Here is a 21,094-nt window from a genome sequence, read left to right as displayed (position 1 = left end):
AGTACCAAGCGCGGTCAAAGCGGTAGAGTTCAAACCAGCAACTGCTGATGAAGTCAAGTTCGCACTTAGCGAAGTGCCTAAAGTTGCGAAGGCATTGGTATTTAAGCTAGCCAATTGACTAGAGTTGAGATTGGCAATAGCGCTGCTACTCAAAGCACCGGCTAGGGTAGAAGTCAGACCAGCAAGTGCTGCGCTAGAGATGCTGCCAAATCCTCTGTAGGCCAATGATGCAATGCCTGTAGTACCAAGCGCGGTCAAAGTGGCAGAGTTCAAACCAGCAACTGCTGATGAGCTCAAACAGGCAGTAAGTGTAGTAGATAAGGCTGCAATTTGGCTAGTAGTTAGGTTATTAAGGACTGTTGAAGTGAGCGATCCAATGACACTTGTGGACAAATTTTGAAGACCGCTAGTGCTTAGTGCTTGCAGTATTGAAGTTCTAAGCGCTATCGTATTCAATTCTGATGCACTTAATGATGCTACAGAAGTGCTTGATAGTTGTGAAAGAGAGGCGCTTGACAGACTAGCAATTTGTGTTGAAGAAAGCGCTGCTAGTTGTGCCGTTGTTAAGTTATTAATAAACGTTGAGGTCGCTGCAGCCAAAGCGGATGTCGAAATATTACTGATTTGTGCGGGAGAAAGACTCTGTAAGGGGGTGGTACTGTTAGCTAAGGCAGTTATATCACTGCTCGAAATACGAGCGCCCGAGTAATTACTTAGACTTGAAAGATTTGTGATTATGCTAGGCATAGAGTTACCCTAAAATAGTTGTGAGAATATTCCCATGTACAGCCTTTTACGACCCAACTTATCCAAACTTTAATTTAATTAAGTATCTTAAGCAGTTTATGTAGGTATTTGACTGTAATAAGTTCAGTTGTGCCGTATTTAAACCAAATTCGTCTTGAATAAAACTCCGCCTGATATAGTTCATATCGATATTTTTAATAATCTCTAGTCATCTTGAACTGCTGTCAATTTAGGGCCACTACCAAAGAGAGTTTTTCTATAGTAAATCATTGCAGCAACATGGGTTGATTCTGCAATAGTTTGGGTACTTGGGTTTGGGGTGCTGGTGGTCTATAACCTAATGCACTATGCGGCCTGACATGGTTATAGTGTTTCACCCATTCCCCCACGATGATCTGTGCTTCCTTCAAGCTATAGAAGATCTCCCCATCCAAAAGGTTATCTCTAAAGGTGCCGTTAAAGCTTTCACAAAAGCCATTTTCCCAGGGGCTGCCCGGTTCAATGTAAGCGGTTTTCACTCCAATGCCAGATAACCAACTGCGCAGGTCTTTGGCAATAAATTCTGGGCCATTATCACTTCGGATGTATTCCGGTATACCGTTGTCAATCATGGCATTCGCCAGTTGCTCAATCACTTGGACCGAGCCAATCCTTCTAGCGCAGTGGATGGTTAGGCACCTTCTACTGAACTCATCAATCATCGTGAGCATCCTGATCTTGCCGCCATAGGCATCTCTAATAAAGACAAAGTCGTAACTCCAAACATGATTGGGGGCAGTAGCTCGCAGGCGCATACAACTACCATCGGAGAGCCAGAGTCTACCTCTAGGGGGTTGTTTTTGTGGGATCTTTAAGCCTTCCTCTCGCCAGATGCGAGCCACCTTGGCAGTAGTCGCTTGGCCCCAACCGCTATTACGCATCATGCCTGCAATAAATCGGTAGCCGTACCTGCCATAGGTGCTCGCCATACGGATGACCTCAGCTCGCAGCGGCCCCTCGTCATCTCGAGGGAGTGGCATATACCGATAAGCTGCTCTGGAGAGCCCTACCAAACTACAGGCAGACCGCTCAGAGACGAGATACTTATCCATGAGCAGCTGCGCTGCATTTTTACGCCTAGTAGGGCTTAGAAGTTTCCCTTAATGACTTCCTTGAGCATCACTTCTCGTAGCGATAAGTCCGCTACGAGTTTCTTAAGCCGGGTATTTTCCAGTTCTAGATCTTTGTACTTACGAGCCTGATCGACTTTCATGCCGCCGTAGATCTTGCGCCAGCGATAGTAACTTTGCTCCACCGTTCCCACTTCTTTGCAGGCCTGGGCTAGGGTTTTGCCATTGGTGGTTAAAACATCGATTTGACGCAATAAGGTGACGATTTGCTCGGGTTTGAGACGCTGACCTTTAGCCATATTTAGCACTCCTTTAAGGTAGAAGATTATCAAAAATCCTCTCTATTGGAGTGGTACTAAAAATCAGGTCAGTTCAATCTAAGCAGTCTTTGTACTCTTGTTATATGGCTCCAAGATAATCTGGATGGACTTTGCAACCAACGGTAGATACTCTAAATTACCTGTTTTCATTGCTCCATTTAGGATCTGTATATTGGTTCCGTAGATATTTTTGAGTAGTGTCCGATGTTGTGAATTTAGCTTTTCATTCAAGTTTTCTTGAACCCATTGAAGGCCTTCACAAACTTCAAGTAGCTTTTTATGAGTTTCGACAGCGTTAAACTCATTATTCAGCACACGATTGAGCACCATTAAGACAGACTCAAACCATCTTTTTTCAAAACTAGCGCCCTGTTGGTTGTTGTCAATCGCCACATAAGTATTGATGGCATTGCGCGAATTAAACATAAAAAAATACCTTTAAACTCAAGTCCTTAAGCATGCATCATAACTTATCTAAAAATAGTCAGCACTGCTGCAGCTTCAGTATTCATTTGGCTAACAAGGTAATAGTCGACGCTTTGTTGAGTATTTAAATTCTGTAAATAAGCCTGTAACTTGGTGGGATCGATATTTTGGATTGAGTCGATGACTTTTGAGAGGCCATCACTTAGTTTTTGGGCATTTGTACCTTGAGCCCCTAAAGCTACCGATGAAGCCATCAAGCTAGCTTGCCCGCTAGACATAGTATTAATTTCAGTTGTCAACGAAAGTAAAGCTGCTGAGGCACCAGTCGTAGTGCTGATATCTAAGGCTGCAATTGTGGTCGCTGTAGTGGCAACATCGACTGGACCAATGGTAGTGGTTGGACTATTGTTACCAGTGATATCAGTTGTGACGCTCAGGGTGGTGCCGTTAAGAAGGTTGTTACCGTTGACAGCCGCGCTAGTTCCTAGACTAGCTACCTGGAGAGCCAAATTGTAGAAGGTCACCTGAAGGCTAGCTCTATCAGTATCACTTAGACCAACGCTAGAAGCCTGTACTGCCATATTCTTCATTTGAACCATGATGTCCACGATGGATGTCATGCCACTTTGAGCGACATTAATCACATTTTGTGCTGCCGTCACGTTTTGCACGACGGTAGCATAAGCAGAGGATTGCGCGCTTAAGCGAGTCACTACGCCAGTTTCAGCGGGATTGAGGGTTTTTTTCCCGGCCGCTAGATCCGTCTGGGTCTTAACGATCTCACTTTGGGTATCGTTTACCGAAGTTGATAGGGTCGCTGCCAAGCCTGTGATGACGTTATTCATTGCTAATTCCTCTCAGAATTAATTTAGATACCTGAATAATAGAGAGCGTAGCTATTTTTCAAAGCATAAAAAAAGCCAGGAATAACCTGGCTTTTCTTGGTTTAGAGAGAAACTTATCTAAAAATTGCCAAAATTGCAGCACTTTCAGTATTCATTTGGCTAACAAGGTAGTAATCAATACTTTGTTGGTTGTTGAGTGACTGCAATTTTGCCTGCATTGCTGTTGAATCAACATTTTGGATTGAGTCAATAGTTGAATTCAGACTTGCCGACACACCCTTTGCACCAGTAGTCATCGCGTCCAAAGCTACGGAGTAAGATGTTATGGAGCCTTGTGCTGTAGAGATGGCATCCAAAAAAGTTGTCATTTCTGTGACGATAGTCCCTGCAAGAGTTTGTGTGAATGTTGTATTGTCGGCTACTGCAGCAGAGGTTGTAGCGGCGGCAATTGCAGTCGGCATATCAACACCCGTCATGGAAAATGCTGATTGAGTAGGGTCATACTTAACAGTTAAGGCGGTTGCACTGTTAACTATGTTATTACCGTTAATGCTCGCTGCAGTCGATAGAGTGGTCAACTGTGAGTAAAGACTAGCAAATGTTGTGGCCAAGCTATCACGATCAGACGTTGCAAGTCCTGCTGATGCACCTTGTGTTGCAATATTCTTTAATTGAGTTGCAATAGAACTCATTGATGTCAACGTAGTGGAGCCAACAGAAAGTACGCTTTGAGCTGAAGTAATGTTCTTCACTGAAGTGTCATAAGCAGAGGCTTGACTAGCTAAGCGAGTAACGATGCCGTTTTCGCCAGCATTTAAAGTTCTTTTGCCTGCAGACAATTGATTTTGAACGTCAATAATTTGCTGTTGATCATTTGAAACAGCAGACGCTAAAGTGATTTGTAATGGGCTAAATGTAAACATGATTCTTTTCCTTGAGTTAAATTTACGCAATCAAAAAGATTGCGATAAACGGTTTTTTATGCACCATGCATAAACCAAACCAACTTACGAAAAAGCATCAGTGCGTAGTACTTAGACCACATCAACAGAGCTCTGCGCTAACTATGACGTTAGCTCATTTGAATACTTCCGCAGAAGTATTCGTTCTATGATTTCTTTAACGGTGGGATTTTGTAAAACTTAAATCTAAATGATTTAACTTTGAATATTAAAAATATTACAAAGTCAGAATATTAAGATTAGGAAGTGGTAAGACTTAGGATCTTTAAGGTCTTGTAGGCAGTAGGATCAAGCTGACTGATGAGTTGATAATCAACATTTTGCTCGTTTTGTAGTTGAGTCAATTTTGCGCTCAACTTTACTATATCCGCCTTTTGCAGCGTATCAATCGTTTTTTGAGAGTCACTCGCTAGGCCATTTAGCGTTGTGGCTTGCGTAGCTAACTTAGCACTTGTTATTTTGAGTGTGGACTGTCCATTATTAATTTGGGCTATAGCGCTTTGAAGAGCGCTCATAGCTGCCCGCGCATTATCTGGCGAATCTACTTTAATATTGCTCAGGAGGCCCATCGTCATCATGCCGTAAACGTTGACGCTATTCACGTAAGATCGTGAAGTCGCAGTTTTATCGGTGCCAGTGATAACATTCATACCAGCAGTGCCGCTCAGTAGATTTGTACCATTAAGTCCTGCACTAGTAGCCAATTTTCCAATTTGAGTAAACAGTTGTTGAAAACGAAAATTCATATTCATACTATCGGATGAGCCGATAGATGTATTTGATGCCTGTGCTGCAAGTTGTTGCATCTGATTCATGATTGGCAATATAGATGCAATGGCTTTTTGTGCAACGCTAATGGTATTTTGCGCGGCGGTAATACTGGCTTGTGGAGTGCTGTAACTTTTAATGGTTGCAGACAAACTAGTAACGGTGGCTTGTTGATCAGAAGTGAGTGTATTTTGACCACTCGCAATCTCTGATTTGACAGTTTTGATTTTGGAGTTTAGATCCTTTACATATCCTGTAAAGGTGTTGACTAAGTTTGTTTTAGCTATAGTCATGATAGATCGCTGATGTCGATAAAGGTGTGATGAGGTAAATGAAGAGGGATCTAACTCAACATTTACTTACCCATACACTTATTTGGGTTTGAAAAAAGCAACTGCATCTTTAATCATGCCATCGGCTACTTTGCCAGCGTCAACGGAAAATTGACCGCTTTCAATTTCAGCACGAATTGCATCTACTTTTTTAGCGTCAAACATAGAGCTTGCTCCAAGATCTCCTTGTAAGGCTTGCAATGCTTGCAGCTGATTTGATAGGGTCGTTATTTGAGCAGGTGAGGGCGCTACGCCAGAGTTTGAAGTAACGGCGGAAGTAGGTTCAGCTTCACTCGCAGCAGGTTTTTCTACTGCAGTGTTTAGTCCGGTCTTCAGGTTGTCGTTAATTTTCATAGTTTCACTCTAGCTTTAATTGGGTAAAAAATACTTCTCGTGTGCACCGTGCTGTTACTTGTCTGATCCCATTCTATCTTGATGTTACCTAACAAACTCCAGCTCGACACCTTCTTTTACGGTTCCGTATACCTTAACTTTAATATTTCCCCAATTTAATTCCCTTTAAATCTAATTTTTGCTACCACCCACTTCAACTTGACCATCTTTTTTGACAATTCCAGTGATAACACTGCCGTTATTCACTTTTACCTTAACCACTTCACCTTCGGCCGCATCATTTAGAGCCTGGCCCTCGGTACTTATAGCAAAACCCTTGCCGCTGCTAGATGCTCTTACGGACTGCCCCTTTTGAATAAGGATAGGCATTTTGAGCATCTCTTTTTTAAGAATAGTGCCAGCCACTAAGGACATTCTGGCGCTTTGGCCGATTACCCCATTAAATTCGGTAAAAATTCCGTTTGGTAGGATGGTTAAGTCGCCCTTTTGAAGCTGCAAGTCATTGGCGTTGATCGTTTGACCTTGGCCAATGGGGTTTCCAGCGACTACATAATTGGCAATGATACTGACATTGGCTTGGACGTAAACCGTCCAAGGCTTGGGTTGGCCACAGCGAACACCTACGGTAGTTCTGCCCCAGGCTGCGCTGTTGGGTGGAAAAAAGGCTTCGGGAGAAGGGCAATAAGTCAATTGAGTGCCTTCCTCCATGGGGGTCACCGTAATTTCTGGTTTGCCAGGTGAGCCTGCACTTTGAGTGGTTAGAAAGTCTTTTACCTTCTGATTGATGACTTTTAGGCTCTGGAAAGCGGGAGTTTGTGCCTGGGCCCAGCTAATTTTAGGGTAAAGCACCAAAAACGAAATCAGTACGCTGGCAATCATGCCAATCACGAGGGTTTCAAAACCCTGCAAAAAAGACCCTAAAAGAGGCTTTTCAGTACTGTTTTTGAATTTTGAGGGCGTTTTATGTAAGGAATGCATGCTTAATTCCAGTCCAAAAGGATGGCGAAAACATGATTTTAGGATTTTGGGGGCAAGTCAATGCCTCAATTAGCCGAACTATTACCCCTTTTATTGGTAGATCGAGAAAGAGGCTGGCAAATTACATTAGTGAAAATGCCGTCAATAGGTATTTGCAGTACTACAAAACCTATTACGGCTGACTTAAGGATTTCTTTAGAGAAATTGGAGAAATAAATGGATAAATTAGACGCGCTCTTTGATTTTAATGCAACTGCCTTGCGGGTAAGGGCTCAACGCCAAGAAATTTTAGCGGCCAATATCGCCAATGCCGATACCCCGAACTTCAAAGCACGGGATATCGACTTTGCCAGCTCGCTTAAAAAAGCCCTGGAAGCCAATGTGGCTAGTGCAGCCAATAATGCTGCGGTGAGTTCCAACGGCAATATGTCGCTTGCTACTACTCATGGCCAACATATTCCGGGCGGCAATGGCCTCAGTGAAGCTGACTTGCTGTATCGCCCCCTCATTCAGGGAAGTGTAGACGGCAACTCTGTTGATGGTGAGGTCGAGAGAACGGCGTTCGTGGATAACGCCATTCATTACGAAGCCAATATCACGATGCTCAATGCTCAGATTAAAGATATGACCACAGCACTGAATTCTGGTAATTAATTTAGATAGAACGGAATAACTATGTCCTCCTTACAAAACGTTTTTAATATTTCTAGTTCAGCGATGAGCGCGCAGTCTCAACGCTTAAATACTGTTGCTAGTAACTTGGCCAACGTGGATAGTGCGACGAGTTCCAGTGGTCAACCCTACAAGGCCAAGCAAGTTATCTTCGAAGCAACACCGGTTGGCACATCAGGTCATCAGGGCGTTAAGGTCAATAAGGTGATTGAAGATCAAACACCCGCTCGCATGGTGCATGACCCAGCTAATCCGTTGGCAGATAAAGATGGCATGGTAGCAATGCCTAACGTGAATGCTACCCAAGAGATGGTGAACATGATCTCTACATCACGCTCGTATCAAAACAACGTTGAAACGATGAACGCTGCAAAAACGATGTTGCAAAGAACTTTAACCATTGGCCAAAACTAAATAGGACCACACGATGACTACTATCCAAAATAATCCCAGCGTGACTACATTGCCAAGTGCGACTAATAATTCAAGTGCCGCTGGTAGTGCAAGTGCAGCGATTAGCGCCTCTGCTAGCTCTGCCTCACAAATACAGGATCAGTTTATGACCTTATTAGTTGCGCAAATGAAATATCAAGATCCAACTAATCCGATGAATAGTGCTGAGATGACAAGTCAGATGGCGCAGATTTCAACAGTCGATGGCGTGAATAAACTCAATGACTCTATGAATTCGCTATTAGCACAAATGCAATCAAGTCAGGCATATCAGGCATCTGGTCTAGTAGGTAAGAGTGTTTTAGTTCCAGGAAGCACGCTCAACCTTGTCAAGGGACAGGCTGCTTTTGGTGTGCAGTTAGATACTCCTGCATCGTCATTGAAAGTTAATGTGTTGAATAGTGCTGGTCAGTCAGTTGATGTGATCACATTGGGCCCACAACCTGCAGGTACCGTGCCATTAGCTTGGGATGGTAAAGATTCCAGTGGCAATCAATTACCAGATGGCCAATATAAGTTTCAATTAGCTGCGAGTGTTGCTGGCAAGAATGTCAATCCTCCAGGATTAACAGTAGCCAACGTTACCGGAATTCTGAATCCAACAGCAAATACCAGTACACAGATCATGTTGGATAACAACACGACTACCGCTATTTCTAATGTGGCACAGATTCGTTAAATACGCACCATACATCATTAAAACTATTCATCATTAAAGGATTCGTATGTCACTCATAGAAGGATTAAGTGGATTAAATGCAGCCTCAGAGCAATTGAGTGTATTAGGTAAAAATATTGCCAATAGCGCTACGGTTGGATATAAGTCTTCGAGCGTTGATTTTACAAACGTGCTTTCATCGCAATTGAACTCAGCCAACTCAGGTTTATCGACTCAAACAGGGGGTGGGGTACTTGCATCCAATGTGACGCAATCATTTTCACAGGGTGCAATTAGTAATAATACAACACCATTGAACGCAGCCATTAGTGGACAGGGTATGTTTGTTTTAACAGACCCAGTACTTGGTAATACTGTTTACACTCGTAATGGTCAATTTACACAAAATAGTGATGGTTACTTAGTGAATGGTTCGGGCTTTAAAGTTCTTGATATCACAGGAACTGCTATTAGCTTACCGATCTCTCCACATGATACAAGCCCCACTTCAACACAAACTTATCAAGTTGATACAGTAGCTTTCACTTCTTCATTATCGCCCTACGGCACTGTTACATTCGGTGGCTTGACTTATACCAATACGGATGGCACAACACTAACCGCAACAGAAGTTGCTGCCATATTTACGGGTTTATCCGCAGGCGCTACGAAAAATGCAGCAATAAGCAGTGGAACTTTTAGTGGCGTCTTGGGTGATTACACTACTAGTACTGGAACAGTACCCGATACTTATTTGGGTATGACGCTATCAGCCGCAACCACAGCAGCTGCGCAGCCAATTTCGGTAACTCATGGCAGTTATGGAGCGCAATCCTGTGTTTCTGTCAGCGCATCGGGCTTTTTAACTGGCTCAGATCCTATTGTAGAAACCACAACAGTTGGTACTGATACTGGTTATTTAAATTCAATGTCAATAGATACCGATGGCAAGATTATTGGATCTTATAGTGATGGCACTACTGCAACTTTAGCTCAAATTGGCGTTGCAAGGATTCCAAGTAATACAGGCTTGAGACAGGTTGGCAATGATACTTGGATGCAAACTGATAAATCTGGCGTACCAGTCATTGCGGCGGCCAATACTTTAGGCAGGGGATCCATCACAGGCTCCGCATTAGAGGACTCTAACGTCAATCAAACTACCGATATGGTGGCTTTATTAGCTGCTCAACAGGCTTATCAAGCGAGTGCTCAAGTTGTCAAAATTGAAGATCAAATTTATCAGACACTCATCGGTATGAATGGCTAATAGGTAAGACTAAGAGAGACGAAAGCTAAGGAGAAAATATGGATCGCGTAATTTATACCGCAATGACTGGAGCCCAACATATTTTGGACCAGCAAGCAACGAACTCCAATAATTTGGCTAACGTATCTACTACTGGTTTTAAGGCGCAGATCGATGCATTTTTATCTGTACCGATTCAAGGTGGCAGTCTAGATACACGCTCCTTTGTAGTAAATGCATCTGGCGGCACTGACTTTTCCCCTGGAGCTATTAAACAAACTGGCCGCACCTTAGACGTAGCCATCGAAGGTAAGGGTTGGTTTAGCGTGCAACGCCCTGATGGATCAGAGGGCTTGACTCGTAATGGCTCATTCAAGATTAGTGAAAATGGTATTTTGCAAACTGCCGGCGGCCGCAACGTATTAGGCGGTGGCGGACCGATCACGATTCCTCCGAACGTCAATATTTCGATTGGTGCTGATGGCACGATCTCAAGTGTTGATCCTGCAATCAGTGGCGGTCCTTCTACCCCAATTGATGTCATTAAGCTTTCAAATCCCGATGAAAAAAGTTTGGTACGTGGTGACGATGGCTTATTTAAGTCTGCTAGCGGGGCTGGTTTTGTAGCCGATCCTACAGTCAAGGTAGTTAATGGTGCTTTAGAAGACAGTAATGTGAGCGTCATTCATAGCATGGTCAATATGATTTCTTTGGCACGCAGTTTTGATATTCAAATGCAACTGATGAAGAATGCTGAGAATAGCGACCAACAAGCCGCTCAAATCTACAATTTAAGTTAATACTTTATGTGTCAAGATGCACCTAAATTAAAGGAAACAAGATGATACGCTCGCTCTGGATTTCAAAAACTGGCCTAGAAGCACAACAAACCCAAATGGACGTGATCTCCAATAACTTGGCGAACGTGAGTACATCTGGCTTTAAAAAATCACGTGCGGTGTTTGAGGATTTGCTCTATCAAACCCTACGTCAGCCTGGTGCCCAATCATCGCAGCAGACCCAGTTGCCCTCTGGCATGCAAATCGGTACCGGTGTAAAACCCGTGGCAACTGAGCGCATCTTTACCCAAGGTAACTTGCAGCAAACTAGCAACAACACTGATATCGCCATTAACGGTAGTGGTTTTTATCAAGTCTTGATGCCAGATGGCACAACTCAATATACCCGTGATGGTAGTTTTCAGATTAATAGTACTGGTCAGTTAGTGACTTCTAGTGGTTACACAGTCCAGCCACCGATTACGATCCCAGCAACTGCCCAAACCGTGACGGTTGCAGCTGACGGTGTGGTTTCCGTTACCTTGCCAAATACCGTAGCACAGACCCAGGTTGGTCAAATTCAGTTAGCAACTTTTATTAATCCAGCAGGTTTGAGCGCAAAAGGTGAGAACCTCTATACTGAAACTGCAGCTTCTGGTACACCAAACCCTTCGAACCCTGGTGCGAATGGTACTGGCGTCTTGGTGCAAGGCTTTATTGAAACCTCTAACGTGAATGTGGTTGAGGAGATGGTCAATATGATCCAAACTCAACGCGCTTATGAAATCAATAGTAAGGCGATTACAACATCCGATCAGATGTTGCAGCGCTTGGCACAATTAGGTGGCTAATACAAATGCGTTTAATGTTTAATTCTCGCAACTCCGCTATCAAGCTTGTTAGCGCTGTCTCTGCACTATCGATCTTGGGAGCTTGTGCAGTAACGCCCTCGACAATTACGCAAAATCCGGGTCCAGGAACTACCCGCCCTTACTCTGGACAGTCTGCACCTGGAACCATTTATAGCACTGGAAACTATCGACCTATTTTTGAAGGCAATCGTGCCCGTGCGGTAGGCGACATTGTCACGGTTCTAGTAGCCGAAAGTACTCAAAGTAAAACGACTTTAGATAATCTATCCTCTAAGACTGCATCATCTACGGCAACCGCAAAAGACCAGTTTGGCAATACGGTCAGTCCAACCTGGACCTGGGCTAACGGACTTTCTAATGAGAATAAGGGCAGTGGTCAGCAAGACAATACGTTTACAGGAAGTATTGCAGCAACCGTTCTCGAAGTATCCCCGAGCGGTTATTTAACAGTTGCAGGCGAGAAGCAAATCGGCTTTGACGAAGGTGCACAGTTCATTCGTTTCTCTGGTGTAGTGAACCCGAAAATGATCACTGTCAACAATACGGTTGACTCAAGTACGGTAGCAGATGCGCGTATTGAATATCGTACTAACAACACTATAGATAGTTCATATATGGCGAGTTCAGTAACCCGTTTCTTCAAAACTATGATCCCTTTCTAAATGTTTATGCCATTACTGAACAAAACCCATCGTTTCTCCTTATTTAGAGCAGATAAAACTCCTCAATGGCAAAAAAGCCTCGCGGGTTTGCTAGTAGTCTGCGCTGGCGTTTTGGCAAGCATGGTGATTGTTCCTGCTGCACAGGCAGAGCGAATTAAAGATTTAGCAAATATTCAGGGCGTTCGTAGTAACCAATTGATTGGTTACGGCTTGGTAGTGGGTTTGGACGGTACGGGCGACCAAACTACCCAAACTCCATTCACCCTTCAAAGTACTTTGAATATGTTGCAGTCCTTGGGCGTGACTTTGCCGCCTGGAACTTATTCACAAATTCAGTTAAAGAACGTTGCTGCAGTAATTGTGACTGCTAATCTGCCGCCTTTTGCACAAATTGGTCAAAACTTAGATGTGACTGTTTCAGCCATGGGTAACGCCAAAACACTGCGTGGCGGTACGCTCTTATTGACTCCTTTAAAAGGTGCTGACGGACAGGTCTATGCGATGTCTCAGGGTAACGTCGTGATTGGAGGTGCAAGTGCATCTGCAAACGGCAGCTCTGCAACTATTAATCAACTCAACGCTGGCCGTATTTCTGCGGGAGCTACCGTTGAAAGAACGATTCCAAATAATTTATTGGGTATGGAGATGGTCAGTCTTGAGCTAAGATATTCTGACTTTTCTACCGCCAGTATCGTTACATCAGCAATCAATAAGCGTTTTGGTAAACCCATTGCTTTTGCCCAAGATTCCAGAGTTATTCAGATTGACCCGAATACCGTAGAAAACGGTAACCGCGTGCAATTTTTAGCCGCCCTAGAGAGTATTGATGTGATTCCAGCTAAGGGCGAAGCGAAGGTCATTCTCAATGCTAGAACTGGATCCATCGTACTTAATCAAACAGTTGAGCTAGAGAACTGTGCAGTAGCCCATGGCAACTTGACAGTCGTGATCAGCACAACACCAGTGATTAGCCAGCCTAGTGCTTTCTCGAATACGGGTAGAACGGTTGAGTCTGCGGTATCGCAAGTAAGTATGAACCAGGACCCAGGAAACGTGATTCAGTTGGCTGGTGGCGCATCTTTATCAGACGTTGTTCGTGGACTCAATGCAGTTGGTGCGACGCCACAAGACTTAGTTGCTATTTTGCAGGCCATCAAAGCAGCTGGTTCATTACGTGCTGAACTTGAGATTATTTAAGTAACAACGATAAGAACGCAATGGCACTTCCTAGCAACTCTATTTCGGCTTCTGATGTCAGTAATCAACTGGCATTGGATACCAATAGTCTATCCAGTCTCAAGAAATCCGCTGTAGAGAATTCACCAGAGGCTATTAAGGGTGTTGCAAAGCAATTTGAGGCTATTTTTATCAATATGATGCTCAAAAGTATGCGAGAAGCTAGTCCACAGGATGGAGTCTTTAATACCGAACAAAATAAACTTTATACATCCATGTTTGATCAGCAGTTAAGTCAAAAGCTTGCATCAGGCAAGGGTATTGGTTTAGCGGATGTGTTGGTTAAGCAGCTGACTAAAGCTGCAGGCATTCAAAACGATCCACTCAAACAAAGCGATGAGCCGATTAGCTCTAAAGCACTTGGCCTTAATCGTTTTGACCCCAATGCCGGCTCAAAAGTAGCTGCCTATACCTCAGCAGCATCAATGTATGGCAGTGCTAAGGCCAACCCTTCATTTATGGATAAGGTCTCAAAACTCTTTAGTTCGCTAGAGGATGCAGGAGACGCAATGGCTTCTTCTGTAGGTAGTGCCGTTAAAGAAACTGTTAGTTCGTTTACCAGCAAAATGGCAAGTTATGCACAGCAAGCTAGTAATGCTACTGGACTACCGGCAAATTTTATGCTGGGTCAAGCCGCATTAGAGACTGGATGGGGCAAAAAGGAAATTAGAGGTGCAGACGGTACCCAAAGTAATAATCTATTTGGCATAAAAGCAACTGGTAGTTGGACAGGCAAAACAGTTTCTGCGGTCACCACTGAATATATCAACGGTGAAAAGCAAACGAGAGTTGAAAAATTCAGAGCATATGACTCCTATGCAGATTCCTTCAAGGACTTTGCCAACATGATTTCAAATAATCCCCGCTACCAAAATGTTCTCAGTAATCTAAGCAACATCAATAGCTATGCAGATGCCATGGCAAAAGCAGGATATGCAACAGACCCAGAATATGCTAAAAAGCTAGCTAGCGTGATTAAAAAGATTGGCTCCTCTACATAACAGCAAATTTGCAGGGCTTATCTCTTATAAAAAAGAAGTTTTAAATTTCAGGGTCGTTAGACGAATTTTTGACAACAAAAGTTTCTTTTTTGGTGGGATTTAAGGGTCATCAAAACTTAATGTATTCAATCTAAAGGAGCCACATAATTTCTTAAGGCTGCTGAATATAGGGGATAATAGTAAGTAGTTCAAATTTAACGATGACCGAAAATAGTCTTTATTTCTATTAACTATTTATATCTTAAATATGTATCAGTGTATTGATAATAATAGTTTGGCATATCGATATTCCGCAATTGAATAATTCAGACTTAATTCAAATACTTGACTAATTCCTTGCAATTTTTTAATTCAAAATGTTTTGATTAAATAATAGCTACATCATCACAGCGACACTCACCTTTATTGGCTAGATCTGTAATAAACCCAAACAGTGATTAGTAATTGTTGATTAAATAATCTTAATTCTGAGATAGGTTTAGTGGCTCATAATTATCATGAGAATGATATAAGCCATCAAATTGATTATTAATATTTTATTCAAAATATTAATAATCCTAAATCCCACTAAAGTATAAGATGATTAATCAATCTATTCGATACTTTCGACATTAATATCTAATAATTGTAAAGGTCAGTTAAGGTAACGATGTATATTTAAGATTTTAACTTTACTGAAATTAATTAAACAATTAATGGAGCTGAATGAAAATTAATATAAGAGGATATAGATTGAGCTAAAAAAATATGAAGTTGAAGCTGATTTTGATTATTTGATGCAGCATTAAAATTATGAAACATTTCAACAAGGGAGATATTGTTTTGAGTTTCTGTAGTATTCCAAGCAAGGCTAAAAAAATATTGACCTAATATTGACAGTTCTGACGGATTCCAGGCGTTATTATGTTTTTTATGTAACAAGATAGGCGATAATTGTTCATTTAGAAGTTTATGAATGGTTAAGCCCGTAGATAACGCATGAACTGGTAACCAGTAGTCCCACCATGGTAGACCAAAAGCAAATAATGTCTCTGGTAAAGAATTCACAAACTTTTCACTCATATTAAAATAATCGATTCCATAAAATATATCACCCGCTCTAGACTCAGTGGACTCAATATCAATACGATTTGAATAACAGAAATCTGGATCATTTATTAGAATAGCGCCATTGATACTTTCTGAAATTAAAACATCAGCATTGCATATTGCAATTCTTTTAGCGGGTAAAAGTTTGATAGAATTCAAAGCATCTGAAATATAAATCAAATGTCGGCTATTGACATCATGCGTACTCCTAAAAGCAGGAATAAAATTTACATTTGGAAAAATCTCCTTAAGAAGAACTATCTCGTCCGTTGAGTTTATAGAAAAAACATCATGCCCAGAATTTATCCAAGACTGCAAGCAAAGGGACTGCCACCGATGCTTTTCATCATCAATTGAATGCCCACCTTTTTTGAGAAGGGGTGGTGGAATAGATGTTATAAGGTTGGTGTTATTTGGTAACATAATTTATATTTAAAAAATATTTGTTAGGAAAAGTGTAGGCTAAGTTTTTTAATCGCCATAATAAATTGAATTAAATTCTATCTAAAAATCTTCAAGATGTCATACCTCTTAAGGAATGATTTTCCTGATTTTATAATTTATTTGGTTTAATTGTTACGTGTCCAGTTAATAATGCGATCACTTAGTGCGTACTGAAAATTGTTAAAAATTCTTCACTAAGTTGATCAATACCCTCTAACTCATAAATTGGCGGTCGAAAGAAGTTATCCTTAAGACTCCAAAAATTTCCCATTTTTTCGCCATTTATATCAATAAATGGAATATCTAGCATTGAGTAAAGTTCTGATAAACCGCTTCGACTATTAAGTGAAAGTTTGGCGCCTTTCGCCAATTCTAAGCATTCAATTAAGGATCCGTTAAAGAAATTTACCGATTGAAGATTGTCAAAATTCGTATTCACCAAATCATTATTTGTAGTATTTAATATTACCGTTATGCTTCTATTTTTAAACCATTCAATCAATTTAATTAATTTATCCCCATCCATGGAGGATGCATATGAGTTTGAAATGGGTGATATAAATACATAATCCTCTGAAATATCATTTTTTTTAATCAATTTAATTGCATTTAAGGTATTAAGTGTTGCATCTACAGGCAATCCCATTGAAAACTTAACTGCAAGTTTATGTCCCCCAATGTAATTATCAAAAACTCCCTTACGCTCACCCTTAACTTCATGGAGTATTCCATCAAAATATAGGGAGTGCCACATGAAGAAAATATTTCCTGGAGAAATATAATTATCACCATGCAACCAAGGGTTTAATAAAATCTCATCATTTAAAATAATAAAATCAGCTAGTTCCTTATAGAGAAATAACATTACATCATTTGATTTGGACAAAATGCATATCTTAATACCCTTTTCTTTGATATGATGAAGAGCGCTTAGATATGCTAATTTATCACCGAGTCCATAAATTGGGACGAATATACAGAAGTCAGAATAAACTAGACCATTTTCCTCAAAATAATATTGAAGAATTTTCTTAAGTTGGGCTTTTGGAGAATGTGGATTATTAATCATTTTTTATTTTCTTTTTAATATTAAATTTTATTAAAATCTAATATTTACATTATTATTTATAAATTTTTATCAACATCGATCTTAAGCGTTAATATTCCAAGATTTCTTTCTAAGTTAACTGCAATTGCAGTTTTAAGACCAGCAGGTTTTCGATCATTAATCAAGATTCTTTCCCCTTTAGGTAAGTTAAATATTGCCTTGTCATATCTGATCCCCATTTTATTTAAAAACTGTATGGTTATATTCTTATATTCTTCGGATCGTGCAGTCAGGAGAATAATATAATCTTCGGTGGGGATGTTTTCAAAAAAATCTTTTACACCTGGTAATAATTCGTCTTGGCCATTCAAGTGTCCATTATGTTTCAGAATTGTTCCATCAAGATCAATCAACCAGGTGTGATCAAGCTTGCTTATGGTTATTAAATTATTTGCTTTAGGCACTCTCAATACCCTCTCGGAGCCAATATAGCCCCAGATAAAAAGAACCAATGACCGAATCAATATCATCTTTGGCATAGCCTGATAAGGCTAGCCACAATAGCCCATGAATTAGCTTTATTCTTTTAATCTCAGCACCAAAATACTCTTCAAAAATATCATCTACACACTTTGAAAATTGAGACTCGTCCATCAGTATTTCGATGGTATCTTCATCAATGTGTAATTTAAATTTCTTTCTATTAAAGGCATCATAGTTACCCTTAGCAGAATAATAAAGTTTCGCAAAGTCATACCAAGGATCACCCATGATTCCTGGATCGAGAAAATAGCCTCTAGGGTCTATGAACCAGACCCTAAGCTTATCGTCAACTATTGAGTTAGAAAATGTTGGGTCACCATGTATAGGATTAAAAAGCGGTGTATCTAAAGATGCGCTAATTTCATTAAATAAATACTTGTATTTTTCGGTAAATGGATTAATGCATTTTTTTCCATTAATTGTCATTGACTCTCGAGTAAAGTGGGGAATCAGTTTAGATACAGACCGAACACGATCCATGGTTTTTTGTATGTAAACGGCATTAATTTGATTCGGATTTGCGGCCTGGCTTGCAGTTCCATGTAGGCCTATCAACGCATCAAGCCCATCAACAATAATGGCCCTCTTCTCACGCTCATTAAGGTCTTTCATTTGATATGCATGAAGACCTTTTATTCTCTCCATCTCTAGAGGGGAATAGGAAAAAATTTTTGGTATGCGCAGAAAACCCAATGATTTAGCTTCTTTGTACCAGTCAACCTCTTTTTTATGTACATCATCATAGTTGTGATCTACGACACTTTTTATAACCCTATCCTCGAGTACCTCAACTTTATTAAAAAACCTAGAAAACCCCGATCTTTCATTATCATTTTCAATTGTTTCAAAATCACCTAGTTCCTCTAGGTGAGAGCAATCTATTGTTATAAATTTAGCAGCCGTTTGAGAGAACCATTTTACAAACTCACCATGTTTTGGGACATTTAGAATATCCTGGACTTTGGGAAAGTAAAAGATTCCCGGAATACCTTTATCGCTTGAAGTAACCTCCTGAAGTTTATTATTTTCAGAGACTGACCATCTACATGTGAATGAGTTCGTCGTGAAGACAATAGGAGATGATTCAGAACTTATTTCAGGAAATTCATGAATAATTAGATCGCTCCAAGTCAATAGTACGCTCGAGTTTGTTGGCAATAATGCTAATGCTTGAGCAATTCCGGAGGCTGTACCCTTTGAATCTGCCTTTAATAATTGGTACTGATTTGGGGGCGGGTTAAGCTGCAAATAAGCCTCTAACTGATCAAATGCATAATCCCCGATCACAATAAATTTACTCTTGGGGAAGCGATCAAACAAATGATAAATAAGAGGCTTTCCTCTAACAGATACCAAACATTTTGGCTTATTCCAAGTATGGTGCCTTAATCTACTTCCTCTTCCACCCGCTTGAACTACAACATACGAATCAAATTCTTTCATATCAATTCATTCTTCAAAAGATCATGCAAGTGAACAAAGCCAACGGGTTTTCTTTTGCGGCATACAAAGATGGATGGTATGCGATTCTTTTTAAAAATCTTCAATAAGTCGGCTAACAGCAATTCTGGTTCTATCATTATGGGATCGCAGTGCATTAATTCATCTATTGATTTTTCATGATTTGCTTTTGTAAAGCTTCGTCGTAGATCTCCGTCGGTGAATATGCCAATTAAGTTGTCTTTGCGATCAATAATCCCAACGCATCCCAGTCTATTTTCAGACATTTTGATCACTGATTCAGCAAGAGAGCTCCCAGAATATACCAATGGGAGATTGACTCCCATAACCTCTGAGACACTTAACAATTTTTGCCCCAACTTTCCTCCAGGATGGTAATAGTGAAATTCCTTAAGACTAAACTCCTTAATCTTTAAGGTTGACATTGCAAGCACATCTCCTAAAGCAAGCATCATCATTGTTGAGGTGGTTGGAGCCATTCCCAATGGACAAGCCTCTCTTATTTTTGGCAATAATAACGTTTGCTTTGAAAATTTCGCAAGTGTACTTTTACTATTGCTTGTTATTCCAATTACATTGATATTAAAACGCTTGCAATAATTTAGTGTCTCAAATAACTCTGAAGATTCCCCTGAATTTGAAAGTGCAATAACTAAATCATTTTTATGAATAAGGCCTAAATCTCCATGGTTGGCCTCAGATGGATGCATAAACAGTGCTTGCGTTCCAGTGCTTGCAAAAGTTGATGCAATTTTAAGGGCTATGTGACCAGATTTGCCGATACCAGTTATTACTAACTTACCTTTACATTTTTTAATTAAATCTACTGCATTTATTGTGTTTGAATCTAGAGAGTCTTTTAATTTTTGCAGGCCGGCAATCTCCTTGCTAAGGATAGATTTAGCAAAGCTAGTTCGACTCCATGCAGTAGCATTTTTTTGGGGCATATATAAAATCTTAGATTAAGTGTCTTTGTTAATTCTAAAATTTACCTTCATTAACAAATCCCCTAATAAGAGCCCAAAAAATGCCCTAATTCTGAATTAGTTCGCTAAATAATGAAGTTGGCCTAAAGATTGGTGTCCAAAAAATTTGTAAAATGGCTCCTCATTTTGTCATCTGATCTAGTATATTTCGATGGTAAAAATTTGGCCTAGGACTAGAAGAAAATAATTTTTGCTGAATAAATCCAACATTGTTTTTGTAGGATATTTTGAGTTTATTTAAGGATTTATCAAGTATTGAATATACAAGTTGGATCATTTAAAAGAATGCTCACTTAGTCCACTCCTTAAGCGCTAGCAACTGCTCATCAACAAACACCTCCAATGTGAAGCGATCCGCACCATCTAGATTCGGATTGATATGTTTATGCAGTAAATATGAAACCATCTGAATGGCATTTTTACGTAACTCATGAGGGAACATGACATTTACCTGGAGGTTTGAGGCTGCCAAGACACTTTTCGAGTCCAGAGCTTTGAGCTCTGAAATCTGAGATTTTTGAGAATCAATCATCTTCACGAGGGCAACTTTATAGTCCGTGCCACCGCGCATCGCATCATTAAAGGCCTGACACAAGAGTCTGGCAGCCCTTTTATCAGCCGCTCTAATTTTGGAAGCGTTACTTTTCATACGGTTGTGGCTGTATTTGGCAAGGAGGGATATGGTGGCCTTCATATTTAAAAGATGTCATAATACCCGCTATTAAGCGTCTTTAATCCTAGCCTAGAAATCTGAATACAGTATGTCTCAAATGACCGAATCTGAGCTAATCGAAAGATTATGCAGAACCTTTAATACTCAGTTTTCTGGTAATCGCAATGCCATGCTATCTCTGGCAACGACTATTGAAGTCTCAGAAAACTTGCATCCTGGATTACGAGGCCTGAATGGTAAGAATTTTTTGTCCTCATTCTCAGATCGAATGAATGTTTGGCACCCAGATGAAGTGCGAGTACTGGTAATTGATATGTTGATTCATTTGGTTAAAGAAAAAATCACTACTGATTCATCAAAACAAGCCCTCAACAGAGAGATTGACGGCTACTTATTGCCCATCAAGTTTTGGTGATGCAAGTTATTC

Annotated in this window: 24 protein-coding genes; 10 read left to right on the top strand and 14 right to left on the bottom strand. The window is 40.6% G+C overall.

Translation table 11 applies throughout. The features are described from left to right. The 8 genes from ICE89_RS02745 to flgA all read right to left on the bottom strand — a co-directional run. Positions 1–297, bottom strand: a 297-nt coding sequence (locus tag ICE89_RS02745) for a hypothetical protein (protein ID WP_216264757.1), incomplete at its 3' end; no start/stop codon positions are given. Positions 298–1,013: 716 nt separating this feature from the next. After that, positions 1,014–2,155 (bottom strand): IS3 family transposase gene (locus ICE89_RS02740; RefSeq protein ID WP_216264756.1). Its coding sequence is split into 2 segments (ribosomal slippage): positions 1,014–1,888 and positions 1,888–2,155, totalling 1,143 coding nucleotides; the frame shifts between segments, so codons are not numbered across the junction. Positions 2,156–2,233: 78 nt separating this feature from the next. Further along, positions 2,234–2,602 (bottom strand): hypothetical protein, encoded by a 369-nt coding sequence (locus ICE89_RS02735; protein ID WP_216264755.1) that lies wholly within the window; start codon positions 2,600–2,602, stop codon positions 2,234–2,236. Between the two features lie 44 nt (positions 2,603–2,646). Continuing rightward, complete coding sequence (locus tag ICE89_RS02730; protein WP_216264754.1) at positions 2,647–3,447, bottom strand: flagellin; 801 nt, start codon at positions 3,445–3,447, stop codon at positions 2,647–2,649. A 113-nt stretch (positions 3,448–3,560) separates the two neighbouring features. Then, positions 3,561–4,370, bottom strand: a complete 810-nt coding sequence (locus ICE89_RS02725; RefSeq protein ID WP_216264753.1) for a flagellin — start codon at positions 4,368–4,370, stop codon at positions 3,561–3,563. A gap of 278 nt (positions 4,371–4,648) precedes the next feature. After that, positions 4,649–5,470 (bottom strand): flagellin, encoded by an 822-nt coding sequence (locus ICE89_RS02720; protein ID WP_216264752.1) that lies wholly within the window; start codon positions 5,468–5,470, stop codon positions 4,649–4,651. A gap of 78 nt (positions 5,471–5,548) precedes the next feature. Continuing rightward, complete coding sequence (gene flgM / locus ICE89_RS02715; protein ID WP_216264751.1) at positions 5,549–5,863, bottom strand: flagellar biosynthesis anti-sigma factor FlgM; 315 nt, start codon at positions 5,861–5,863, stop codon at positions 5,549–5,551. A gap of 171 nt (positions 5,864–6,034) precedes the next feature. Then, positions 6,035–6,841, bottom strand: a complete 807-nt coding sequence (gene flgA, locus ICE89_RS02710; protein ID WP_216264750.1) for a flagellar basal body P-ring formation chaperone FlgA — start codon at positions 6,839–6,841, stop codon at positions 6,035–6,037. Positions 6,842–7,057: 216 nt separating this feature from the next. On the opposite strand from flgA, the gene flgB reads away from it, so the two are divergent. The 9 genes from flgB (at position 7,058) to flgJ (ending at position 14,423) form a co-directional block, all read left to right on the top strand. Further along, positions 7,058–7,495, top strand: a complete 438-nt coding sequence (flgB, locus tag ICE89_RS02705; RefSeq protein ID WP_216264749.1) for a flagellar basal body rod protein FlgB — start codon at positions 7,058–7,060, stop codon at positions 7,493–7,495. Positions 7,496–7,516: 21 nt separating this feature from the next. Beyond that, on the top strand, positions 7,517–7,927 hold the full coding sequence (gene flgC / locus ICE89_RS02700) for a flagellar basal body rod protein FlgC (RefSeq protein WP_112294518.1): 411 nt from the start codon (positions 7,517–7,519) through the stop codon (positions 7,925–7,927). A gap of 13 nt (positions 7,928–7,940) precedes the next feature. After that, positions 7,941–8,645 (top strand): flagellar hook assembly protein FlgD, encoded by a 705-nt coding sequence (locus ICE89_RS02695; RefSeq protein WP_216264748.1) that lies wholly within the window; start codon positions 7,941–7,943, stop codon positions 8,643–8,645. A 46-nt stretch (positions 8,646–8,691) separates the two neighbouring features. After that, on the top strand, positions 8,692–9,894 hold the full coding sequence (locus ICE89_RS02690; RefSeq protein WP_216264747.1) for a flagellar hook-basal body complex protein: 1,203 nt from the start codon (positions 8,692–8,694) through the stop codon (positions 9,892–9,894). 38 nt (positions 9,895–9,932) lie between these two features. Next, the gene (gene flgF, locus ICE89_RS02685; protein WP_216264746.1) at positions 9,933–10,673 is read left to right on the top strand and encodes a flagellar basal-body rod protein FlgF; all 741 of its coding nucleotides are present in this window, start codon (positions 9,933–9,935) and stop codon (positions 10,671–10,673) included. Between the two features lie 41 nt (positions 10,674–10,714). After that, positions 10,715–11,503, top strand: a complete 789-nt coding sequence (gene flgG / locus ICE89_RS02680) for a flagellar basal-body rod protein FlgG (protein WP_216264745.1) — start codon at positions 10,715–10,717, stop codon at positions 11,501–11,503. Positions 11,504–11,508: 5 nt separating this feature from the next. Further along, positions 11,509–12,186 (top strand): flagellar basal body L-ring protein FlgH, encoded by a 678-nt coding sequence (locus tag ICE89_RS02675; RefSeq protein ID WP_216264744.1) that lies wholly within the window; start codon positions 11,509–11,511, stop codon positions 12,184–12,186. 120 nt (positions 12,187–12,306) lie between these two features. Beyond that, on the top strand, positions 12,307–13,383 hold the full coding sequence (locus ICE89_RS02670; protein WP_255558685.1) for a flagellar basal body P-ring protein FlgI: 1,077 nt from the start codon (positions 12,307–12,309) through the stop codon (positions 13,381–13,383). A 20-nt stretch (positions 13,384–13,403) separates the two neighbouring features. Beyond that, positions 13,404–14,423, top strand: a complete 1,020-nt coding sequence (flgJ, locus tag ICE89_RS02665) for a flagellar assembly peptidoglycan hydrolase FlgJ (RefSeq protein WP_216264742.1) — start codon at positions 13,404–13,406, stop codon at positions 14,421–14,423. A gap of 684 nt (positions 14,424–15,107) precedes the next feature. Here the strand turns inward: flgJ and ICE89_RS02660 are convergent. The 6 genes from ICE89_RS02660 to ICE89_RS02635 all read right to left on the bottom strand — a co-directional run bounded on the left by ICE89_RS02660 (position 15,108) and on the right by ICE89_RS02635 (position 20,688). Continuing rightward, entirely contained in the window at positions 15,108–15,935 is an 828-nt protein-coding gene (locus ICE89_RS02660; protein ID WP_216264741.1) for a hypothetical protein, read from the bottom strand. 181 nt (positions 15,936–16,116) lie between these two features. Next, on the bottom strand, positions 16,117–17,025 hold the full coding sequence (locus ICE89_RS02655; protein WP_216264740.1) for a hypothetical protein: 909 nt from the start codon (positions 17,023–17,025) through the stop codon (positions 16,117–16,119). A gap of 56 nt (positions 17,026–17,081) precedes the next feature. Then, positions 17,082–17,468: a hypothetical protein gene (locus ICE89_RS02650; RefSeq protein WP_216264739.1), complete on the bottom strand. Its 387-nt coding sequence runs from the start codon at positions 17,466–17,468 to the stop codon at positions 17,082–17,084. Beyond that, on the bottom strand, positions 17,461–18,990 hold the full coding sequence (locus ICE89_RS02645; RefSeq protein ID WP_216264738.1) for an NTP transferase domain-containing protein: 1,530 nt from the start codon (positions 18,988–18,990) through the stop codon (positions 17,461–17,463). Before ICE89_RS02645 ends, ICE89_RS02650 begins: the two co-directional genes overlap by 8 nt. After that, positions 18,987–19,955, bottom strand: a complete 969-nt coding sequence (locus tag ICE89_RS02640; protein ID WP_216264737.1) for an SIS domain-containing protein — start codon at positions 19,953–19,955, stop codon at positions 18,987–18,989. Before ICE89_RS02640 ends, ICE89_RS02645 begins: the two co-directional genes overlap by 4 nt. A 328-nt stretch (positions 19,956–20,283) precedes the next feature. Beyond that, positions 20,284–20,688: a hypothetical protein gene (locus ICE89_RS02635; RefSeq protein ID WP_216264736.1), complete on the bottom strand. Its 405-nt coding sequence runs from the start codon at positions 20,686–20,688 to the stop codon at positions 20,284–20,286. A gap of 67 nt (positions 20,689–20,755) precedes the next feature. Between ICE89_RS02635 and ICE89_RS02630 the strand changes: the two genes are divergently transcribed. Further along, the gene (locus ICE89_RS02630; RefSeq protein ID WP_216264735.1) at positions 20,756–21,082 is read left to right on the top strand and encodes a hypothetical protein; all 327 of its coding nucleotides are present in this window, start codon (positions 20,756–20,758) and stop codon (positions 21,080–21,082) included. Positions 21,083–21,094 lie beyond the last annotated feature (12 nt).

This window comes from Polynucleobacter sp. AP-Kaivos-20-H2 (genome assembly GCF_018882215.1).
GTDB lineage: Bacteria > Pseudomonadota > Gammaproteobacteria > Burkholderiales > Burkholderiaceae > Polynucleobacter.
The sequence above is the reverse complement of the archived record's forward strand: the minus strand, read 5'-3'. Positions and strand labels throughout refer to the sequence as shown.